At 62.2% G+C, this 21081-nt stretch carries 18 protein-coding genes; all 18 read left to right on the forward strand.

The genetic code is table 11. From position 1 onward, the window contains the following. Positions 1-4 precede the first annotated feature (4 nt). The 18 genes from traC (at position 5) to ABIC51_RS33815 (ending at position 21058) form a co-directional block, all read left to right on the forward strand. Entirely contained in the window at positions 5-2599 is a 2595-nt protein-coding gene (traC, locus tag ABIC51_RS33730) for a type IV secretion system protein TraC (protein WP_354006852.1), read from the forward strand. Between the two features lie 2 nt (positions 2600-2601). After that, positions 2602-2970 carry a TrbI F-type domain-containing protein gene (locus ABIC51_RS33735; protein ID WP_354006853.1) on the forward strand — a complete coding sequence of 123 codons (369 nt, stop codon included), beginning with the start codon at positions 2602-2604 and terminating at the stop codon, positions 2968-2970. Between the two features lie 214 nt (positions 2971-3184). After that, entirely contained in the window at positions 3185-3694 is a 510-nt protein-coding gene (gene lepB, locus ABIC51_RS33740) for a signal peptidase I (protein WP_354006854.1), read from the forward strand. Continuing rightward, positions 3681-4334, forward strand: a complete 654-nt coding sequence (gene traW / locus ABIC51_RS33745; RefSeq protein WP_354006855.1) for a type-F conjugative transfer system protein TraW — start codon at positions 3681-3683, stop codon at positions 4332-4334. The genes lepB and traW overlap by 14 nt, the downstream gene beginning before the upstream one ends. A gap of 23 nt (positions 4335-4357) precedes the next feature. After that, the gene (locus ABIC51_RS33750) at positions 4358-5293 is read left to right on the forward strand and encodes a hypothetical protein (RefSeq protein WP_354006856.1); all 936 of its coding nucleotides are present in this window, start codon (positions 4358-4360) and stop codon (positions 5291-5293) included. Continuing rightward, positions 5290-6336, forward strand: coding sequence for a conjugal transfer pilus assembly protein TraU (gene traU, locus ABIC51_RS33755; protein WP_060343109.1), 1047 nt, complete (start codon positions 5290-5292; stop codon positions 6334-6336). The genes ABIC51_RS33750 and traU overlap by 4 nt, the downstream gene beginning before the upstream one ends. Beyond that, a complete protein-coding gene (gene trbC / locus ABIC51_RS33760; protein WP_354006857.1) occupies positions 6333-7121 on the forward strand; it encodes a type-F conjugative transfer system pilin assembly protein TrbC in 789 nt (262 codons plus the stop codon). Before traU ends, trbC begins: the two co-directional genes overlap by 4 nt. A 5-nt stretch (positions 7122-7126) precedes the next feature. Then, positions 7127-8392, forward strand: coding sequence for a hypothetical protein (locus tag ABIC51_RS33765; RefSeq protein WP_354006858.1), 1266 nt, complete (start codon positions 7127-7129; stop codon positions 8390-8392). Beyond that, the gene (locus ABIC51_RS33770) at positions 8389-9672 is read left to right on the forward strand and encodes a conjugal transfer protein TraN (RefSeq protein WP_354006859.1); all 1284 of its coding nucleotides are present in this window, start codon (positions 8389-8391) and stop codon (positions 9670-9672) included. The genes ABIC51_RS33765 and ABIC51_RS33770 overlap by 4 nt, the downstream gene beginning before the upstream one ends. Then, positions 9669-10061 (forward strand): hypothetical protein, encoded by a 393-nt coding sequence (locus ABIC51_RS33775; protein ID WP_354006860.1) that lies wholly within the window; start codon positions 9669-9671, stop codon positions 10059-10061. The genes ABIC51_RS33770 and ABIC51_RS33775 overlap by 4 nt, the downstream gene beginning before the upstream one ends. Positions 10062-10090: 29 nt before the next feature. Next, positions 10091-10594 (forward strand): hypothetical protein, encoded by a 504-nt coding sequence (locus tag ABIC51_RS33780; protein ID WP_354006861.1) that lies wholly within the window; start codon positions 10091-10093, stop codon positions 10592-10594. After that, positions 10591-11694 (forward strand): hypothetical protein, encoded by a 1104-nt coding sequence (locus tag ABIC51_RS33785; protein ID WP_354006862.1) that lies wholly within the window; start codon positions 10591-10593, stop codon positions 11692-11694. The genes ABIC51_RS33780 and ABIC51_RS33785 overlap by 4 nt, the downstream gene beginning before the upstream one ends. 66 nt (positions 11695-11760) lie before the next feature. Further along, positions 11761-12132 (forward strand): hypothetical protein, encoded by a 372-nt coding sequence (locus tag ABIC51_RS33790; protein ID WP_354006863.1) that lies wholly within the window; start codon positions 11761-11763, stop codon positions 12130-12132. Then, on the forward strand, positions 12129-13109 hold the full coding sequence (locus ABIC51_RS33795; RefSeq protein ID WP_354006864.1) for a phage Gp37/Gp68 family protein: 981 nt from the start codon (positions 12129-12131) through the stop codon (positions 13107-13109). The genes ABIC51_RS33790 and ABIC51_RS33795 overlap by 4 nt, the downstream gene beginning before the upstream one ends. Then, positions 13106-14425, forward strand: coding sequence for a hypothetical protein (locus tag ABIC51_RS33800; protein ID WP_354006865.1), 1320 nt, complete (start codon positions 13106-13108; stop codon positions 14423-14425). Before ABIC51_RS33795 ends, ABIC51_RS33800 begins: the two co-directional genes overlap by 4 nt. Then, on the forward strand, positions 14422-15234 hold the full coding sequence (locus tag ABIC51_RS33805; RefSeq protein WP_354006866.1) for a conjugal transfer protein TraF: 813 nt from the start codon (positions 14422-14424) through the stop codon (positions 15232-15234). The genes ABIC51_RS33800 and ABIC51_RS33805 overlap by 4 nt, the downstream gene beginning before the upstream one ends. Continuing rightward, positions 15234-16679 carry a conjugal transfer protein TraH gene (locus ABIC51_RS33810; RefSeq protein ID WP_354006867.1) on the forward strand — a complete coding sequence of 482 codons (1446 nt, stop codon included), beginning with the start codon at positions 15234-15236 and terminating at the stop codon, positions 16677-16679. The genes ABIC51_RS33805 and ABIC51_RS33810 overlap by 1 nt, the downstream gene beginning before the upstream one ends. A gap of 2 nt (positions 16680-16681) precedes the next feature. Continuing rightward, the gene (locus ABIC51_RS33815; protein WP_354006868.1) at positions 16682-21058 is read left to right on the forward strand and encodes a conjugal transfer protein TraG N-terminal domain-containing protein; all 4377 of its coding nucleotides are present in this window, start codon (positions 16682-16684) and stop codon (positions 21056-21058) included. Positions 21059-21081: the final 23 nt, after the last annotated feature.

Consider the following 21081-nt stretch of genomic DNA (forward strand, 5'->3'; position numbering starts at 1 on the left):
ATACATGAGCACCCTGCAGACCTGGATCGATGACGCAAAGGATCTTGCGCGAACAGCCATAACCGAAGCGATTCTCGGCACAGACGATGATCTTGGGCCGCCGTCGCCCGTTGCGGCGGACCGACGGCGTGTCGAGACCATCGGGCTTCACAACCTGCTGCCATACGACCAGTATGACCCGGCCACCGAGCTGTACTACAACACCGACTCGGTCGGCTTCGTGCTGGTTGTCGCCCCGCAGACGGGTGCCGATGCCGAGTTGACCCGCAGCTTGCACGGGATCTACGACTCGATGCCAGCAGGGTATGGCGTCCAATGGTTGCTGCTCGCCGACCCCATCATCGACGAGTCGCTGAACGCCTATGTCGACCTGCGCCGCCAGTATGCTGAATCGGGCGCGGCCCCTTCGTTTTACCTGGAGCAAGCCGAGCGCCGTGCGGCGTCCGTGCGTTCGAAACTCGGCCAGCCGTTGTTTCCGGGGCAGAACTACTCGATCACCGACAAGCGCCTGCTGCTCTCGGTCGTCCGCAAGGGATCATCCGATGATCTGAAGCTCCGCGAAGAAATCCAGAATCTGCGCGAAGTTGTCGGTGCGACGCTGCGCTCCGCCAGTCTCGCGAGTCGGACTGCCGAGCCGGACGATCTGAAGCGCTTTCTCTGGCCCATCCTCAATCCGGACGCCTTCTTTGGCGACGGGGCCGACACGCTCGATCAGACGTACAGCGGCGACAAGCCCATTCGCGACCAGCTGACGGTGTTCGGCCACCACATTCGCGTCAAGGGAACGCAGCTGCTGTTCGGACTGCCGCCGGAGGAGCCAGACGAGCCGGACACGCGCATCGCCGTACGCAGCTTTGGTGTCCATCAGTATCCGACAAGCAAGGAACTGTGGGAGATGAACAACATCGTTGGGTCGCTCTTCAACGATGTGCACCAGTATCCCTGCCCGTACTTGATTACCTGCGGTGTGGTGATTCTCGACCAGAGCGCCGTCGAAACGCGCGCGGCGCTGCGCGGTGCCCGTGCAACCCAGAACGCGGAATCGAAAATCGCCAAGCTGCAGCCCGAGCTCGCGCTGCAGAACCGGGACTGGAAGGCCGTCTCGATGCAGCTTACGCAGGGTGGATCGATGTGCGAGCTCTATCACACGCTCACGCTGTTCGCCCCGCGCAAGAAAATGGAACAGTGCGTGGCGGCCGCAAAAGGCATCTGGCGCTCCGAACGCTTCAAGCTGTTTCCGATGCTGACGCAGCAGCTCACGACGTTCCTTTCGGCCATGCCCATGATGCTCACGAGCGACATGCGCGATGACCTGAAGCGGTTCCGGCTGATCACCACCAAGACCACCGTGAACGCGACCGACATGGCGCCGGTGCTCGGCGAGTGGGCTGGCACCGACGGTCGCGCCAGCCTGCTGTTCTTTGGGCGCCGTGGGACGCCCACGCTCGTGGATATCTACTCGAGTAGCACGAACTTTAACGGCTTCGTTGATGGTACGTCGGGCGCCGGCAAGTCGGTGCTGATGAACGACGTCATTGGCGCTTTCCGGTCGGTTGGCGGAATCATCCGCATATGTGACGTCGGCTACTCATACGAGAAGCAAATCGACATGGCAGGCGGCCAGTACATCGATTTCAAGCCAGGCTCGCGAATCATCATCAACGCATTTTCGACTGCTGGCGCCGATGACGAAAACGGGCTCGATAGCGAGGTGAAGTTCATTCGGCCGATTATCGCGCGCATGGTTTCCCCGACCGCGCCGATCACGCCGTTCGAAGGTGCGCTGCTCGACGTCGCCACGCGCATCGTGTGGAAGGACTACGGCCAAGACGGCAGTCCCACGTTGGTGCGAGACGCGCTCCTGACACTGAAAGACCAGAACAATCAGCCCGAACGTATTGCGTACGAGCTGGCCGTGCGGCTCGAACCGTTCTGCAAGGGCGGTGTTTATGGCGAGTACGTCAACGGGCACACCAACGTTCGACTCGATAACGAAGTCGTCGGACTTGAGCTCGAGCACCTCAACAGCGACCCCCAGCTGCGCACGGTGATCATGCTTGGCCTGACCAACCAGGTCACGAACGAGATGTATCGCTTCGATCGGTCGCGTCCGAAGCTGTTTCTCCAGGACGAAGGATGGCAGATCGTCGGTGACGATCAGGAAACAGCCGACTTCATGGAAGAGGGCTATCGCCGTGCCCGTAAGTACGAGGGCAGCTTCTTCTTCGCAACACAGGGGATCACCGATGCGGCGATGAACAAGGCAACACAGGCCGCCTTCGACAACTCGGCGTGGAAGTTCCACCTCAAGCAAAGCGATGACACGCTCAAGAAGATTGAGAAGGGCGACGTGATGGACCTGTCGCCGGGCCTGAAGCGCTTGCTCAAGTCGCTGCACCCGGTGCCCGGTCGCTACAGCGAGTTCATTCTCGTCGACCCCAACGGCGGTACCCACCTGCTGCGCCATATCCCCGATGAATTCACGCTGGCCATGGCTACCACCAAGGGGCCGGACTTCGAATTCATGCAGCGTCTGCGTGCCGGCGGCACGTCCACCGAGGACGCGATTCGCGCCCTGATCGAAACCAAACGGAAGTGACCATGCGACATGACCTCGTACTGACAAGCATCGTTTCGGTCTGCGCCTCGCTGCTGCTGGCCGCCCCGCTCGTCTACTGCTGGACGCAACGCGAACGGGTTGCACCGGTCGTCGTCGTCGACGTGCAGAAGCTGATTAGCGATGAGCAGGAAACGCTGCTGAAGACCTTCAACAACGGCGATCCGGTGCACATGACCGACGACGCGAAGAACAACGCAACCCAGCATGCCGGCGATTTCGCCAAGCGCCTGTCGATCGCGCTTGACCAGCTCGGCACGCAGTGCGGGTGCGTGGTCGTCAACAAGGCCGCGGTGCTCGCCGGCGATGCGCCGGATCTCACCGACCTGATTGCTCGGAGGATCGCGAAATGACCCAACGCCAAGCCGAAGGTCTGTACCGATCGGCGAATTCCTGTGCGGACCTGGGCACTGCGGCCGTGCGATTTGCATCCGCTGATCTTCGCGACTACCTGGACTGTCCGAGCTCGACATCTGCGGCAATCGTCGCCAACGTCACGACGCGCATCGGGTTGCGTCGGCCAGTGCCGACGCACGTCGCGAGAGTCGGTACCCACGGAGAGGAACAGTGATCCTGCTCGTCGCTCATGCGTCAGGTCTCGCGCGCTATCGCCGGTTCGTCCGGACCATGGTGGCGCTGTCGGTCGTGGCCGCGATAGCGTGGGGCCTCACGCCCTGGTATGGCCTGTCGTTCAATATGTCGACGAGCCTGCCGGGCACGCTCTATTTCATCCGCAAGGGGCGGTATCAACCGCGCGTTGGCGACACGATCGTGTTTCGCTGGCACGGAGGCGCGACCTATCCCGCGGGCCTCATGTTCATCAAACACGTCGCGGGCTTGCCCGGTGATGTCGTACACGTGATCGGCCGCGACGTCTGGGTCAATCAGACCTATATCGGTTACGCCAAGCCTCTCTCCCTCGCGGGGATGGCGCTCTTCCCGACCAGTGCCGGGGTCATCCCGCCGGATCACTACTTTGTGGCCACGCCGAACCCAAACAGCCTCGATTCGCGGTATGCGATCGCCGGCACCGTTCCTCAATCCGCGATTGTTGGGGAGGCCTATGAAGTCTTCTGATCAGCGCGCCGTGTCGCGCTTCGTCGTCGCAACCGCGCTCACGACGGTAGTCCTTTTCGCACGTGCCGACGATCTGGGGGTCGTCGGCCCGACCTACCCGATCGCCGAGCACGACGCGATCGCGATGCTGAAGCATCGGCTGCTCGAGATGCGTGCCAATGGCGGGCTTGCCGCCCTCGAGCGCCGCGCCCGGCAGCGTGCCCTGCATGACATCACGTCGCTGCCGGCCGTGCCGGGTCTCACCACCGTCACCGAGTATTCGAGCCGCTTGATCGATCCCACGGTGACGTACGCGAAGCCCGTCACCAACGATGAGGGGGCGGTCATCGTCCCGGCCGGCACGCGCATCAATCCGCTCGACATCGTGACGTTGCACGAACGGCTGGTGTTCTTCGACGGCCGTGATCCGGCGCAAGTGAAGGCTGTCCAGATGCTGGCTTCTCGCGATGGCGCTGCGGTGAAGCCCATCTTGACCGGCGGATCGTGGCTTGACCTCACCAAAGCATGGAAACGCCAGGTCTATTTCGATCAGCAAGGTCGCCTCACGCAGCGTTTTGGCGTCACGCGGGTGCCAGCGGTCATCAGCCAGCAAGGCAACCAGTTGCTGCTCGAGGAAGAGCCGGCGGCTCAACTGCGATAGCCCAACCCTACGGAGATTCAGTAATGCCCGACTTCATGACCGTGGATATTACCGACGACGCGATTGCTGCACCGATCATCGCGAACCTTCGGCTCCCCAACGGCAAGGCCATCCTTGCCGCATTCAAAACGGAAGCGCTGCTTCTCGACTACCGGTTCTCGAAGCAGTGGAATCGGGCGCCCATACCAGACGGCGCCTTGCATGTGCTCGGTCGCGCCGTAGCTGCTGTCGAGAGTGGGGCGATCGGGCATCTGCTCGCGAAACAAATCATCGATGCGATCGAGTATCAGCGCGTCTATATGCACGCCGGGCCGTCGACCCCCACCCTCCTGGCTGAGGAGCAACGACGATTCGCCACGATCGCCGACGACATTCACACGATCGATAGTTTGGCAGCTACTGATGAGCCGGCGCCGTCGAGCGGTACCGATTTTCGGGCGCTTGAGCCGGTCACGTTGACGGTCGATGTCGTCGGCGACCAGGTCATCGTTTCAGGCGAGCAGCAGTTCGCGACCTTCAACTGGAAGGCGACCTTATGGGGCAATGAAGCAAAGCGCCTGTCCATTCAACCCGAGCGCCGGTCGCTCGGGGATACGCTCCCCGCAACCTACCGTGTGGTCGCCGGTGCCGGTGACGAGACAAGCGGCTCGACGGGTGTCGTTGCAAAGCACTTGAGCGAATCGGAGGCAAAGGATCTGATCCGGCGCATTCAGGACGGAGTAAAGGAGTCGCTCGGTATTGGCAACGTCTCGGACAACGTGGTTCAGGTTGAAGAACCCACCACCTCCGTGGCCGCCGTTGAGCCTACGCGACGTTCAATGGTTACCGCAGTGCTGGAGTTCGTCGCAAATGCGGCCTCGGCTGTGGCGCACATCGTGTTCTTTCTTGGCCTTGCCTTGGCAGGAACCTACGCTTTTTTATTCGGACTGTTGAAGCTTTTCATCTGGGTGATCCGATGAGCGCGCGCTCGGCACGTGTCGCGGGAGCCTTTCGGCGCTACCTGGCCATTGTCACGCTGGTGCTCGGTGCCCTCTCCGTATCGGCGCCGGCGGGCGCTGGTCAGTGCGTTGGCCGATTCGCCAATCCGATCACTGATATCTGTTGGGAATGCGCGTTTCCGATGGCGATCGGAAGTGTGACCTTCCTGAACATGGGTCAGGACGATACCCCGAATCCCGGCGGCTTCCTCTGCTTCTGCAACGGCACGTTCGGTGTGAAGTTCAGCTTCTGGGAGCCGATCCGTCGCGTCGACGTCACCCGCTCGCCGTATTGCTTCGTCTCGCTCGGCGGGATCTCGCTGAACCCGGGCATCCACGCGCCGGAGGGCGAGGTGCGGCAGCAGAAGGACGACACCAAACAGAGCTTCTATCAGGTCCACTGGTATACCGATCCGGTCATGTACTACACCGAGATCCTGCTCGACGATCCATGCATGGAGACCGGCAGTTTCGACATGGCGTACATGACCGAAGTCGATCCGACCTGGAGCGACGACGATCTCACCATGCTCCTCGAGCCGGAAACGTATCTGTTCGGCAGCCCGATCGCGCAGGCGGCTTGCGCGGGCGACTGCGTGCTGTCCAGCCTTGGATTCGGCAGCAACCTGCTGTTTTGGTGCGCGGGCTGCAACGGCTCGATCTATCCGTTCAACGGCCACGTTCAGGCGCATGTCTCGGCCATTCAGGCGTCGTCGCTGCTGGTCGAGCGCATGACCGCCAAGCTGCATCGCGAGGGCTTGATGTGGGGCACGACGGGTGACGGCGCCATGTGCGGCTATTACCTGCAGCCCGTGATGGACAAGACCCAATACAAGTACACGATGCTCTACCCGGTTGCGCAAACCGACCAGATCAACGGTCAGTGCTGCCAGCCGTATGGGCGCACGTCTGCCCTCTGGGGCGCCGGCAAAATGATCCCGTACACCGGCGAGGACTTCGCCTACGAGATCTTCCGCAAGCGCAACTGCTGCATGGGCGCCAACCTGGGAGATCTCCCGCAATGACACGTCTCTTTTCCTCCTTGGCGGCCGCGGGCACGATCGGCCTAGCTACCATGTCGGTGTCGGCCCAGACCGTCTCGAACGACGCGCTTGCACGTGAACAGCAGCAGATCAACGGCACGCGCCGTGCCACCTTCGACGCAGCCGCCAGCGGCGCGGAACGGTACCGCGGCGCGATGCCTTCAGCCGGCTCCATCGACGCGGAGATGCGCCGGATCCAGGGCGATCGTGCACGCCAGATGGATCAGGCGTCCGCGAAGGCCGCTCACGATGGCAACGCGTTCCCGAACCTTCCGACGCCGGCGCCGGCCGCTGCAGGTGCGGATCCACTCGCGGTCGCAAAACGGTACGAGAGCCGGACGCAGCGCCGGGTCACGGACTCTTTCGTTGCGTTTGCCAGCTTCTCGATGCCAGCAGCGTCGCTGGTGCGCCTGGTCAAGACCATGAACCAGGCGGGTGGAACCGTGGTGTTCCGAGGCTTCAAGGACGACTCCCTCAAGGCGACGGCCGCCGAGATGCAACGGCTGGGCATCGCGTCCGGCGGGATCGTCGTGAACCCGAAGGCGTTCACCCAGTATCGCGTCGCTCGCGTGCCGGCCTACGTCGTCACACGTGGCGGTGACGCGAGCAATCAGGTCGACAGCAGCGGCTGTGCGCTGCCGGCGTCCTACGTGTCGATCACCGGCGACGTGACCCCCGGCTACGCATTGCGTCAGATCGTTGATCACAGCCCGGTGTATGCGGACATCGCGGGCCGCTACCTGCGCTCGCTGGGGGACGTGGAGTGAGCGCGATGACGTCGACTCTGCGCCGGTTCACGCCCCTGGCTATCGCAACGGTCCTCGCTGCGATCGGCGTGCGCGCGGCCGCGGACAGCCCCTCTACTGCGTCTGCCTTTGCGGATGGGCAGTCGGTTGGCCGTTCGGGGATGAACACCGCTCACGGGAGTATCGCCAGCGGCGGCTCGAATGTACCGAACTACACGAATCAGGACGGCGACCTGACACCGCTGTATGGCGGCGGCCAAGGCAGCCTCGGGCCGGCTGGCACCGGGAAGGAAGCGGACTGCTCGACGCAGCCGGCCAACCCGAGCGCGTACTGGCGGCAGGAATGCGACGCGGTCAACTATCTGGCCAAGAAGCCGCAAAACCGCATGCCGATCACCGCGAGCGATCCGATCGTCACGGGCAGCACGGGCACGATCAACAATCCCGGCACGACGACGAGCTCGCAGGATTGTCACAACGTCACGTCGACCGTGCCGGCGACCTATCGGAAGGAAACGTGCGAACAGGCGATCGGCACGCAAACCTATACCTGCAACCGCATCAACGATCCGGTCTGCAGGGAGCCGTATCAGGGATGCGCCGCTGGCGGTGTGGTCGAGGGCAGCTTCACCGGTGGATTTGCCTCACGCCTGGCGTCGAACTCGGCGCTCTGGAACTTCGGCGCGGATACCGGCTATCACGACAACTCGGGCTACCGGGGTTTCACCGTGTACAGCTCGATGAGTTTCAGCGTACAGAACCTCGCGCAGATTGGCACTGTAGTCATCAGCCAGATCACGGCGAACAATACGCTGCGCAGCGTCGACATCAATGGTGTCACCGTCTACTCCGATTCGCCCGACGGCGGCCGCGTACTCCAGTGTGGACAAGGGACGTTCACGTCGACGACCCGCGACACCGATACCCAGATCACTGCTGGCCTTCTTGCCTCACCGGCCAAAGGAGTGGCTTTCACCAACGGCATTCGTAGCGTGTGCTCCGACAAGACCGCGTTCACGGCTGACGGGGGCCTGACCGAGTACCGGTCGTTCTTCCGGTTTGGTAGCTACTACGAGGGAAACCCGTCGGCGATCTCGCCCAACACTGATATCCGCCCGTATTTGCACGAGGGTGTCAACTCTATCGAGATCCAGGCGGCGATTGGCGGATACGGCGGTGACGGCGGTGGCCAGGCGCGTGTCCAACTGACGATGAACCAGATCTGCACTGCAATTTGTACGCCGAACTGGATTGATCAGTGCAGTTCCTTCGAGCAGCGAGCCGCGCAATGATGATGCATACCCAGACGTTCCTTGTCCGCGCGGTGAAACTGCTCGGCACCGCGATGACGGCCGCTCTGCTCGCGGCGCCTGCAGCGCATGCGACACCCACTTGCCAGCGGACGGGGTCGATCTGTATCGAGCCGGCCGCTACGCGCGTCATCAACGGTATTCCGCTCTACCAGGATTGCTGGAACTACCAAGATACCTACGAATGCCAGGCTGCCTCGGCAGTCAACGACTGCACCCCGCTTCAACAGCAAGGTTGTGGCCTCATCGGTCAGCAGTGCGTGTCGTATAACGACGCGTCGCCGGGCAACTGCGACACGATGCAATACACGTATCAGTGTCTCGATACCCCGGCGCACACCACGACCGTCACCCAATGCACCAACACGATGTGCGCGCCGGGTGCGGGATGCTTCTCGACGAGCAGCGGTGCGGACGGTGCGCTCGGCAAGGTCGTGACCGGTCTCGAAACCGGGCGGGAAGCCGGTGCCTACGGCGTCGGCGGCGGGAACGTCAACATTTTCAAGGGATACGACAGCAGTTGCACGATCAAGGTGCTGGGTGGTCTCGAGATCAAGAGCTGCTGCACGAGCAACGGTGGCGGCGCAGCGTACTCGAACAATGCGATCGGCAGCGCCGCAGTGAGCGCCGGATTGTCGATCGCCGGTACGGGTGCGAAGCAGGGCATTGCACTTGGATCGAAGTACGTCTTCGACCAGCTGTACGAAACGGTCGACAGCACGATCGTGAACTCCGGTCTCTTGCAGATGGGCGCATGGGCCGACCGGGTCTTGTCCAGCTCCGGGACGTTCGGCGCATATGGCTTCCAGTTTTCCTTCTCGCTGACGAACGGCGTTCAGCTGGCCGACTTCAATCCGTACATCTTCGGCGCGGAGATCGCCGCGCAACTGATCCAGATGTGGCTCGCATGCTCGTCAGACGAGCAGGTGCTCAGTCTGAAGCGTGGCCAGAACCTCTGCGTTCAATACAACCAGGGTTGTTCCAAGCGCGTGCTCGGCGTGTGCGTGGAGGAGAAGAAGAGCTACTGCTGCTTCAACTCGTTGATCGCGAAGCTCGTCAACCAGCAGGGCAAGGCGCAGCTCGGTGTCCCGTTCGCCGGCTGCGGTGGCTTCACGGCCGACCAGCTTCAGAAGATCGATTTTTCGAAAATCGACTTCACCGAGTTCGTCAATTCCATCCAGTCCAAGGCCGTCGACGAGGACGCGATTCTGCAGCGAGTTCGGCAGGCGATCGGTGCGAACGGCAAGGGGTCATCCCAATGAAACGCCTCGCCCTCCTCACCTGCGCCGCGGCGCTTTCAATGTGCGCCCAGGTGGCATATGCCAGCAGCTACGACGACTTCGGCACCGTGCTCGTCGACGCGATCGACCACGGCTCGGCGTTTGGTGCGCTGCGCGGCCCCGTCGCTGACTCCCTGACCACGAAGCTGCACGCGAACGGCCCGGTGTACGTCACCGCTCGGCTGATTGGCGACCTCCCGCGCCCGGGGTGCAAACGACTGGATGTCCTGGTTGACATCCGTGGCGTGCAGACCGAGGCAGGCGAGACGTCCGGCCGCCTCGACGTGAAGATGAATTACTGCCGCGATGGTGTGCCGCCGGTTGGGCTGACGTCGGGCACAGCAGCGCCTGAGAAGCACGACGCACCGTGAGTTTTTCTGACCAACCTGGAGGAATCCTCATGCCGAACGTACCCCAATCGCCGGCCTCGAAAGCATGGCCGAGCTGGGTTCATCCCCTGCTGTCGAGTGTGCCGACCTACTTGTTCCGAGCGTTCATTGTTGGCGTGATCGTGCCTTGCGCACTACCGCTGGCATTGATTCTTGTCCTCAATTTGGGCTCGCTCACGGCGACGACAGAGACCGTTCTAGAGATGGCAGCGGGTAGCGGAATCGACCCTGCGGCAATCACCTTGCAAACCTGCGACGATGAATTCACACGATCAGGGCAGGCAAAGCACGCGATCCATATGTGTGCGCACTACAAGAACGAGAGCGTCGCCATTCCTGAACTCGCGCGGCGGGCCGCGCCAACGGTTCACGTGTTCTACGTGTTGATTGCGTTTTTCACGTGGGCAATCTGCCGGGCGAGGTGGCATAGGACGCCGTTCGGGTGGTACTTGCTCGAGCGAAAAGGGCTCGCGGGCGAAGCCGCGAACGCCAATCGCCATGGAGCCGCCCAATGAGCATCCAAATCACGATCACGGGCGTTCAGGCCGCGCCCGCCCCAGATCTGCCGAGCCATGTGTTTCCGGGTTGCGGCAGCGACGGTGCGACGTTCCGGGTAACTGCTGGGGTCGCACCGTCCAAAGAAGAACTCGCCTCGCTTCTCGCTGATGGGATCCCGGACGCCCACCTTGTTCGCTATGACCAAGAGTCCGGAGAGGGATTCCTTGTTGTCGTCGACGGCGACGCTCCGGATTATGGGTCGGTCATTTCGCTGGCAGCTATCGCCGACTCGGATGCCCACCGCCGTCAGCCCTCCGAGGGCACACACGATGACGGTGCCACACCCACCATCGTGGAATATTTTGACGACCTTGATCGACACGACTGGTATTTCAGCTTCTCAGACGACAGCCGCGTATACCGAAATGGCAACGAGAACGAAAAGCGCCTGAATGCGATCGCGACGCGTCTTGGCGGCGACCACGCGGCGCTCTACGAGGCCTTCAACAAGCACTATTTCTCCGGCGGGCCGTGGTCAACCCCGATATGGGACAAGCCGATCCGGCCCGTCGACGGTGTCCTCATCCTGCCGGCGGAACCTGCGCCGATTGACGCGGCGCCTGCCACGTCGCCGGCAGTCATCGCCGCCACGTCGGAGGCCCGGGCTTCAGCGGCCGTCGCGCTTCTTCGTCAAGCACGCGAGGTCCTGTCACAGGTCGAATGGGATTTCGATCCTCCTCAGTACGTTCTCCAGCTTTTCGAAGAGATCGATGCGCTTCTTGTGCCGACCCCCACAGGCGCGGTCGTGTCGGCGACGCCCGAACGCATTGTGGTCGAAGCAGCTGTTGGTGATCGCGAGCTAGCGGTCTCAGACGTGATGGCTGCAGCGTGCGTTTGGCGGGACGCCCACCGTGCGTTGCACCGCGCGATCTACTCGCCGCGAAATGCCGCCGGCGCAGGCAGATTCAATCTTCTCGCCGTGTGGCGCCAGCGTCGATCCGTCGCGACCGCGAAGACCGTCGCAGCTCACGTCCACGCGGTAGCGGAGCACGAACTTGTCATTGCAGTGGATCGGTTGACGCTCGGTGCCCCCGTCAATTCTTCGGAGGGCTCCTAGCATGCGCGCGAACACGAAACTCGCGGTGTCGCTCTGCCCCGCCGCATTTCGCACGATGGTGTCGCGATGAAACCGATCACCAGCGCGTTGATGCTGCTACCGGGCGAGTCGACATTCGAAGCCGCTGCGCGGATCGAATCGATTCGTCACGCGCGTGGCGCCGCCCGTGCGCCCGTCGACAAGCTGGCCGAGCGCGAGCGTCAGACGAATTTCTGGCGCGCGAGCATGCCCGAATGGCAACCGGAGCTGTGCCGGATCAGTCCCTCGTTTGCGTTCGTACACGTTGCGGCGTTTCTCCCGAGTAGGAACTTCGGCCATCTGAGCCTGCCTCCCGGCCATGTCCCGCCACACATCGCGTACAGCCAACGGCTGCGCGCCAGCCTCCAGCGTCGGGCCACAGCAACGAAGCAGCTTGCCTTGTTCGAGGTGACGTCATGAGCGAGAACACGAAGATCGAATGGTGCGACCACACGTGGTCGCCGTGGGAAGGGTGTCAGAAAGTGGGCCCGGGTTGCGACCACTGCTATGCAGAGGCGCGAAACGCGCGCTTCGCCGGCGGCACGCCAGCGAACTGGGGACCGGGCGCACCGCGTCGACGCACTGCACCGAACTCGTGGAAGTTGCCGCTGCGGTGGGATCGTAAAGCGGCCGAGATGGGCAAGCGCCTGCGGATCTTTACGAGCCTCTGCGATCCGTTCGATAACGCGGTCGATCCGGCGTGGCGCGTCGACCTGTTCAGGCTGATTGCCAAAACACCGAATCTTGACTGGCTCCTCCTGACGAAGAGGATTGGCAACGCGCGTGAAATGCTCAACGAAGTCGTCGACGAGCTTTCGTGCGGCGTCAACACGTGGGACGAGTTGTCATGGCCGGGCGTCTGGCTCGGCGCGACGATCGTCAACCGAGCGGAGATGTTGCGGGACGCTGAAAAGCTTCTTGCGGTGCCGTCCCGTGTCCATTTCTGGAGCGTCGAGCCAATGCTCGGCGACCTCGGTACGATCCCTCCCGAGGTGATGCCCGACTGGATCATCTGCGGTGGCGAAAGCGGGCCTTGTGCCCGGCCAATGCATCCAGATTGGCCGCGTGTGCTGCGCGACCAATGCGCGGACGCCGGCGTGCCCTTCCACTTTAAGCAATGGGGCCAGTGGCATACCGACGCCTTTCTGATGAGCACCGGCGAACCCGTGTTTCGTCAGTTCGACTCATTCCAACAATGGGTCAACAAGGCATCGACTTGGGTGAACGGTGGCGTTTGCCTAAACCGAAACGGTACCGTGCTGCACAACGGCGGCGACTTCATGCGCGCCCGCGATGCGGGTGACTTTCCCGTGACCATCATGCATCGAACCGGCAAGCAGGCGGCCGGCCGGATGCTCGACGGCCGCACTCACGACGAATTCCCGGAGGCACGATGAAATCCGAACTCGATATTCATGGGTCTGGTGACGCTCGGTTGGCGCTCGACGTTGCGCAACCTGTGCCAGCGCTGCGCGATGACTTCAATTTTGATACGAACACCCTGATTCGCTCGATCATGACTCTGCTGGAGATGGACGCGGCCGGTGCCGTTATGCCTCCCATCGTCGCAGACCAATACCGCAAGCTGCTGTCCGCAGCGGCCGGGAGACTTGCCGTCGTGCCGCCGTATGAGCCAGGCCCGAAACAACCGCGTTGGTTTGCGGAGTCGGCCGCGGGTTTCGGTCAGGTACCGACAGACGACGCGGTAGTCGGTGTCGCGAATCCCCCGGGTGGCGAGCGCTCGCACGCGTCGGCATTTCAAGTGCGCGTGCAACGCTGGATGTTGACATGCTTCGGCACCGAGATCTCAGCCGACCGCGACGAGCGCAATGACCGCTTTTTCGAAGAGGCGGGCGAGCTCGCGCAGGCGCTTGGCATGACGCGCGAGGAAGCGCATGCCCTGGTCGACTACACCTGGTCACGGCCGGTCGGCGAAGCGAGCCAGGAAGTCGGCGGCGTCATGGTCACGCTTGCCGCGCTGTGTTCCGCGAACGACTTGGATATGCAAGCGGCCGGTGAAGCCGAGCTCGCGCGTATCAACGTCCCTTCGACGATCGAGAAGATCCGCGCGAAGCAGGCGGCGAAGCCCAAGCTTTCGCCGCTCCCGGCCGTGTCTCCGTCGCTTGTGTCGTCGGTGGACGCAAGGAACGACCTCGCCCGTGTCTATGCAGCCTTCGGAATCGGTGAGAAGGCGCGCACGATCAATACGCTGCTTGTGAACATCGGTAACGCAACGCGTCGCTCGGACTGCCTCTGGGGGATCGAAAGGCTGTTTCGCTACGAAGCGCCGGCGGACGACTGCCCGGACGAGATGATCGAGGAATGCGACCTCAACTGGGGGCAATCCCCCGCGGAGTACGTCGAGACGTTCAAAGCCGCGCTCCCGGCCTTCGTCGCGCGGCGACCCGAGCTCGCCTTGCAGCAGACGGGGTCGGCCGATGCTCGGGACGAAGATGTCCTTGTTCCGAAGCGGATGTGGGAGGTGCTGGGCACGGTCTACGCGACGATCGTCGGAGACGATCGGGTCGACTCAAATGACGGGCTTAACGCCGTCCAGCGCCTCGAGCGTGCTGCTCAGGTGCTCCGCTTTGAAGTCGAGCTTCTCCGTGCTCAAGCAGCCGGCCTTCTCGAAACCGGATCGGGCGACGGGCCTTCGCACTCAACGCACGTCACGAATCAAGATGTGACGGCCGTCGAGCGGGGGCGGTCATGAACGCGCTCCGGGGAATCGGCTTTGCCCTGCCTATCGCGCTCGCCTGCACGCTGCTGTTCTCCCCCGTCGCTGACGCCGATGGTATGGACTACCCATCCGCCTGGCACTGCGATGGACAGCAAAAGTTCAACTGGTACTGCGACGACGATGACAAGCCGGCTGTGCCTCGCGCGGCGAGCGCTGGCACGCCGGCGGATTCCGATGACTTCGACCAGATCAAGTCGGCCGACGAGATGCGCGAGGCGCTGAAGCACCGCCTCGACGTCGCGAACATGGATCCGACACCCGACCACATCAAGGCGTACATCAAGCTTTGGGAGTACGTGCAGCAAAAGAGTGCTGTCTTCGCCGATCAGTGGCGCCGCGTCGTTTGGCAGAACCCGAACCTCGACTATTCGCTCAAGCGTCCGACCAACAACGTTGCTGTCCATACCTACGATCGCACGCGGGATTCCGATCAGGACGGCCAGCTGCGCGCGCTCGCGCAGAAACACGGCCTGATTTTCTTCTTCCGATCGGACTGCCCGTACTGCCACGCCATGGCGCCGACCATTGTTCTGCTCGCCCAGCGTTATGGCATCGACGTGTTGCCAGTCTCGCTGGACGGGCGCGGCATCGCTGAGTTTCCGAGCCCGACGCCTGACCACGGCCAGGCCTCGGTCTGGGGTGTCCAGCAGGTGCCCGCACTCTTCATCGCGTCGAAAGAGACGGGCGACCACGCCATGATCGGCTCGGGAACGATGTCCCTCCAAGACGTTATCGATCGCATCTTCGTTCTGACGGCTTCGCGGCCTGGGGAGCTTTTCTAATGAAACCGACACGCTGGGTTGCCGTGCTCGCCGCTGCAGTGTTCGCCATCGCCCCTATTTATGCGCAGGCGATGTCGATGCAGCAAGTCTTTGACTCGATCAACGCGATGGGCAACGTATCGAGCCCGCGGGTGTTGCAGGGCGAGACGATGGATATGTACAGCGGCGGCAGCGTGTTCATGCGCACGCCACATAAGACCTATCAGCTCGCGAGCGCCACGGCCCCGGAATGGGGGGCTGGCTGCGGCGGGATTGACCTGTTTGCGGGCGGCTTCAGCTTCATCAACAAGGAGCAGTTCGTCGCCCTGCTGCGCAACATCGGCTCGAACGCTCTGGGCTACGCGTTCAAGCTCGCGCTGCAGAATCTTTGCCCGACCTGCGACAACGTCATGCAGTCGCTGCAGACCATCGCGCGCGACGTCAACCGCATGAACATCGACTCGTGCCAGGCTGCGGAAGGCATCGTCAACGCGGTAACTCCGGTGACTTGGAAAAAGGAGCAGGCCAACCTCGCCGACACGTTGGGTCCGTTCACGAATCTGTATTCGGATATGACGGACGCGTGGACGAATATCTCGAACAACTCTGCTCAGGCCGCCCAGACGATCAACACGGCCACCGCATCGGACGCCAACCTCGCGGCCAAGGCTCCGTACGGGAACGTGACCTGGCAAGCACTTCAGCAACTCCCGGATCTCGCGATCGAGGACCGCGAATTTCTGATGTCGCTGGTCGGTACGGTCATTTTCCTCAATCCAGCCGACTCGGGTGGCACCGAGGCGAATCCTATTTTCCTGCCGCGGATCGGTAGCCTTACGGTGCAGGAACTGGTTGGCAATGACCCTTCCGCGAACACGGGCAACACGATCCAGGTGTATGTCTGCGACGAAACCAAGAAATGCCTGAACCCTTCCGTCCAGGAGATCGCCTACACCCCCTTCCGCACGCTCGTCCAAACGAAGCTGCAGCAGATTACTGACGCGATTGCATCACGCTCGCCGATCCCGAATCCGGACGATACGTTCCGCTTCCTGAGCATGACCGACCTGCCGGTCTACAAGATGATCGCGGTCGGCACGCGCCTGAACAATTCGACCCTGGCCGAGCAGTTGCTGAGCACCTACCAATCGCTGATCGCGGCCAAGTACGCCGAGGCGTATATCCACGGATCAGCCGAAGACCTCCGGCGTGCCATCGCCCGTTACGGCACCGTGAAATCCAGCACGTCCCTGCTTGACGAAGCCACCAAGCTCAACACGAACATCGACACGGTTGAGGCCGAAGCACGCAGCGTGGTGATGCAGGCGTTCAGCCAGACGTCCAACGCGTGGCAGCTGGTCGAGCAGCTCCAGTCGATCGAGCGTGCCGTACACGCGAACGTGTCGTCCTCACTGCGGACCTCGCTGGCATTTGGCCAGACGTTGAACGCCGGGGGTACCCAATGAACATGGAAATCGACACCTACGGCAACGTGGACACCTTGTACTACGTGATGCAGGGTATCGCGTCGTTCATGGGCAGCGGCACATGGACAGGCCTCATCCGCTACACGCTGTTGAGCGGTGTGCTGATCTGGACGGTTGTTGCGCTAGGTAAGAAAGGCTACGAGATCTTCCGCTGGTTCGCCGCCGCGATGTTGATGACGCAACTGCTGTTGCTGCCGGTCGAAAACGTGTTCATCACCGACGTCAACAACGTGCAGCCGACCCGGGAAGTGGATCACGTCCCGATGTATCTGGCCGCCGTCGCACAGAGCTTCACGCTGATCTCTCGCGTGCTGACACAGTCGTACGAAACGGTCTTTTCGGTCCCGGATACGCTCACCTTGAAAAAGGGTGACGTTGGGTTCGGTATCTCCGTGCTGCAGAAGGTGAGCAATGCCGAAATTACCGATCCGGGACTGCACGCCGACCTGATGCAGTTCTTCAAGGAATGTACGGTCTACGACATCCAGGACGGCGCGATCGACCCGAAGACGATTATGAGCGGAACGGATCCGTTCAATACCGTGTTCACGTCGACCAGCCCGGCACGGTACGTCACCACCAACACGCTCACCGCAAATCCTACGACGGACACGTGCGCCGCGATCGGCACGCTGCTGCTGATGCGCGTGCAGGATGCGGAGCAAGCGGCCGAGCAGATGTACGGCAGCGAGATGTACCCGGAGATCTCCGATCCGTCGATGGCGAAAGCGGAATTCGTCAACGCAATCGGCGATTCGTACGGGTTCATCCTCCAGTCGTCGCAGAACGCGTCGTCTGCGCTGCGACAGGCGATGTTCAACAACGTGTGGCGCCAGGCGGGTGCGGAACTCCCCTCGATGCTGAACGATCCGGCGCGCGTCGCCGAGGTAAACGCGTTGATGAGCTCGGCCCAAGCGGCTGTAGCAACGAATGGTTCGCTCTCGACCATGGCGATCCTCGCGAAGAACACGTTGCCCACTGTCCGCAACTATGCCGAAGCGATCATCTACGCAGTATTCCCTCTCATTCTCGTCCTGTGTCTGATCAGTGGCGCTGACGGCGCCAAGCGCATCCTCGGGATGTATATGAAGACGGTGGCGTGGGTATCGCTCTGGCCGTTGCTCTTTGCGGTAATCAACGGGCTGTCGTTGATCCACCTCTCGCACCAGATGCGTTCGATGTCTCTTCAGGCCGGCGTGCCGTTCGGGATGGCCTCGAAGTTCGGCTCGACGTTGCTCGACGAACAGGCGCTGCTTGGGTACATGGTGATGCTTACGCCACCACTGACATGGTTGTTGCTCAACTTCGCATCGGCAGGTATCACCGGCGCGTTCTCGCAACTGACCGGCGTGCTGTCCGGGCCCGCCCAGACGATCGGTGGCCAGCAGGCACAGGGCGACGAGAACATCGGCAACGTCCATATGGATTCGTCGTCGATCGACAACGCGTCGCGGAACGTAACGTCGGCCAACAAGATGGATACCGCAATGCAGTCGCGTTGGGGATCACAAAGCGTCGATACGGGGAATGGGTCTCAATTTACGAACTTCGGCAATGGCCTGATTGCGCGCACCGATACCCAGAATAATCTCGGCGTGTCTGCGATGTCGCAGGGTGGATTCGATCGGTCGGTGGGCACCGATACGTCGACGGCCATCGCTGCGAATCGCACGAGCTCGAAGTTCTCGGGTAGCGAGAAAGTGGCATCTGGCACGACGTCATTGGCGAATAACCGGGATCGTGGAAATACGCAGAGATATTCGGACGATGCGACCTCCGGCACACGCGGCTCCACAACTCAGTCGGGTGAGCGCCGGACCTCAGTTGATCAGCAGTACGGAGTGGATCAGTCGCATTCCGTTGAAGGGCAGAAATCAGCTGGCGGAAAGATATCAGGGGCACTCGGCGGGGGATTTGACAGGTCGTTTGAAGATGCTGCGACGCCGGCTGCGAACGGTGCGGGCGGAGGTAACGGCCCGTCCGGTGGGAATGGTCGTGGCCCCGGTGGCAATGGCAGGCCGGGGAACAATAATTCGGCTGCAAATTCGCCACTTTTCAACCAGGCAGACGAAGACAAGCTTGTTCGGAAGGCCGAATCGCTCGGTAAATCACCGCAGGAAGTCCAGGCAGTCCGAGACGCGTATCGGTCGAGAGTGCAAGCAGCCGACTTTGCTACTGGAGGCGGTACCGGGAAAGGCCGGTCCAATTTAAGGATTGGCCTCGATATATCGGGCGAGGCTGGGTACACGCGACTCTGGAGAAATTCGGAGGCGCAGAAGTTCGTCGACCAATACGGAAGTTTGGGCGCCGTCACTGATAGCGACCAAGTCAGCCGCGAAGGCTCGCAGATGCATTCCGACTCCACGGGAATGGATTCCGCGCAGCATGTTCGCAGGGATCAATCGGCGTCACTGACAAGCCAAGCCTCGGCTGGGTCGCGCCAGACAGCGGACCTCTCTCGCACGACCGAAGTGCGCCAACGTGGCTCGGCGCAGATGTTCTCTCGCATTGAGACCTCGACCAATTTGATGACGCCCGAGAATCTGCAGGCAGTCGCAGCCCGTAACGGGATGCGATACAGCCAGTTGATGACCTTGCCCGCGCCCGAGATCGCGAGGTTGTTGAACGACGACGCGTCGATGAAGGACGTCGTGTCGCGCAATTCGACGTTGCCGACTACTGCACGGGACGGATCGTCCTTGCCGGCGGGGCAGAACGACGTCCTTAAACAGAACCAGCGGAATCAGGCTGGTGTCGGCGATGGTACAGCAGCGGCGTACCAGCGATACGCCGCTGCTGTGGGTCCGGTCGATACCACTCCGCTTGATATCGCAACCCCGATGCCCCAGATCGTGACCGATGCACAAGGGCGTGTTGACCAGATGCGTCAGCGCGTGGCTGAAGACGGCGCTGTGCCGATCAAGCAGGTGCGCGACAACATTGATCCGTCCACTGCAAACAAGCCGCTGATGACGCCGGAACGTGCGCCAGGACGTCCCGTTCAATCGGCGCCGGCGCAGGCGCGTGCACCAGCGGCCCAACCGGCTACGCCGCTTGATGCGTGGAGGAACGACTTGTCGATGCGTCCGGCCGCTTTCGAAGCTGGACGGGCATCTCCCGCGGCCGTCGATAAATTCCTGCGTCCAGAAACAGGAGGTAGTGGGCCAACACTCGAAGCGGCACGAACATCTACGACAGGTCTGCCGGCGACGACGGCTCCCCGTCTTTCGGAGTCAGACATCAGGATCGAGCGCGTCGATACCAACCCACCACCATCGGTTGCGCGCAACCCCAGCGCTCCTGTCACCTCCGCCTCTGGCAGCGCGACGGCGCAGCAGCCATCGGCGACTTTGATGTCGGCACCGGCTACGCCTTCTACCCCGAGCGGCCAGAGTCCGGTGAGGGCCGGAACCGCGCCAAACACACAGGGTAGACCGTCGGCGCCTGCACCCAACACTGCGTCGACTCGCCTGTCGGAGGCTGATTTCAGGATCGTGAGCCTCGATAACAACGCACCGCCGGCCGCTACGGGGAATGTCAGTGCCCCCGTCACCAGCCGTGCTGGTAGCGCGCCGGCGGCTTCGACGTCACCTACATCCGTGCAGCCCCCCTCCATGAAACGCGCGGGTGGCGTCTCGGCGATGGTGCCGACATCGGCGGCAGTTGTATCGAATCAAAATGGCAACGCCTCGCCTGCAGCGTTGCATCCGCAGCCTGCGACGGCGCGTCCCGTTGAGTCGAGCCGAGTACCGGTATCAACCGGGGTGCCGACGTCAACTTCAGTACAGCTCGATTCGGCAGCGCGAGGAAATGCCGTTCAACTCGGTTTGTCTCCTGCTGCGACCGGTGAAGCGGTGGCGCGTGCACGCACCGTACCGACTGCCCAGGTCCGACCAGCAGCGACGGCGCCCGTCGCACCAGTGTCGTCGATGTCTCCTGTTGTTCGCGGTGGCGAATCTACGGGTGGCATAGCTGCTTCGCCCAATAAAAGCGTTCCGACACCCGGTTCCGTTCGGACAGGAGCAACGACGACGCGTAGCCCTGCGTCAACAGCTGCGTCATCCCCTGTAGGTGCTCAGAGCAAGGCCGGGGCCACTCAGGCGGCAGCGTCCCGCGAAGGGGCGCCTGCGGCCGCCGGCAACGCTGCCTCAGTTTTGCCTGCTGATTCGAGCGCTCTCGGGGCTGCCTCCATCGATTCCATCGCGTCGGTCAACGACACCGGCGCAGTTGGCCCGGCGACCTCGCCGAGCGGACTTGCTTCCCTGAATCGGCCCGGCAACCAGGTCAATCAGCCATCAACCGTGGTGGCGCCGGTCTCCAACGCAGAAACGAAAACCCGGACTAACAATGATCAATAAAAAAGGGGCCGCGAGGCCCCATC

It is taken from the genome of Burkholderia sp. 572 (genome assembly GCF_040545135.1).
GTDB classification, from domain to species: domain Bacteria; phylum Pseudomonadota; class Gammaproteobacteria; order Burkholderiales; family Burkholderiaceae; genus Burkholderia; species Burkholderia cepacia.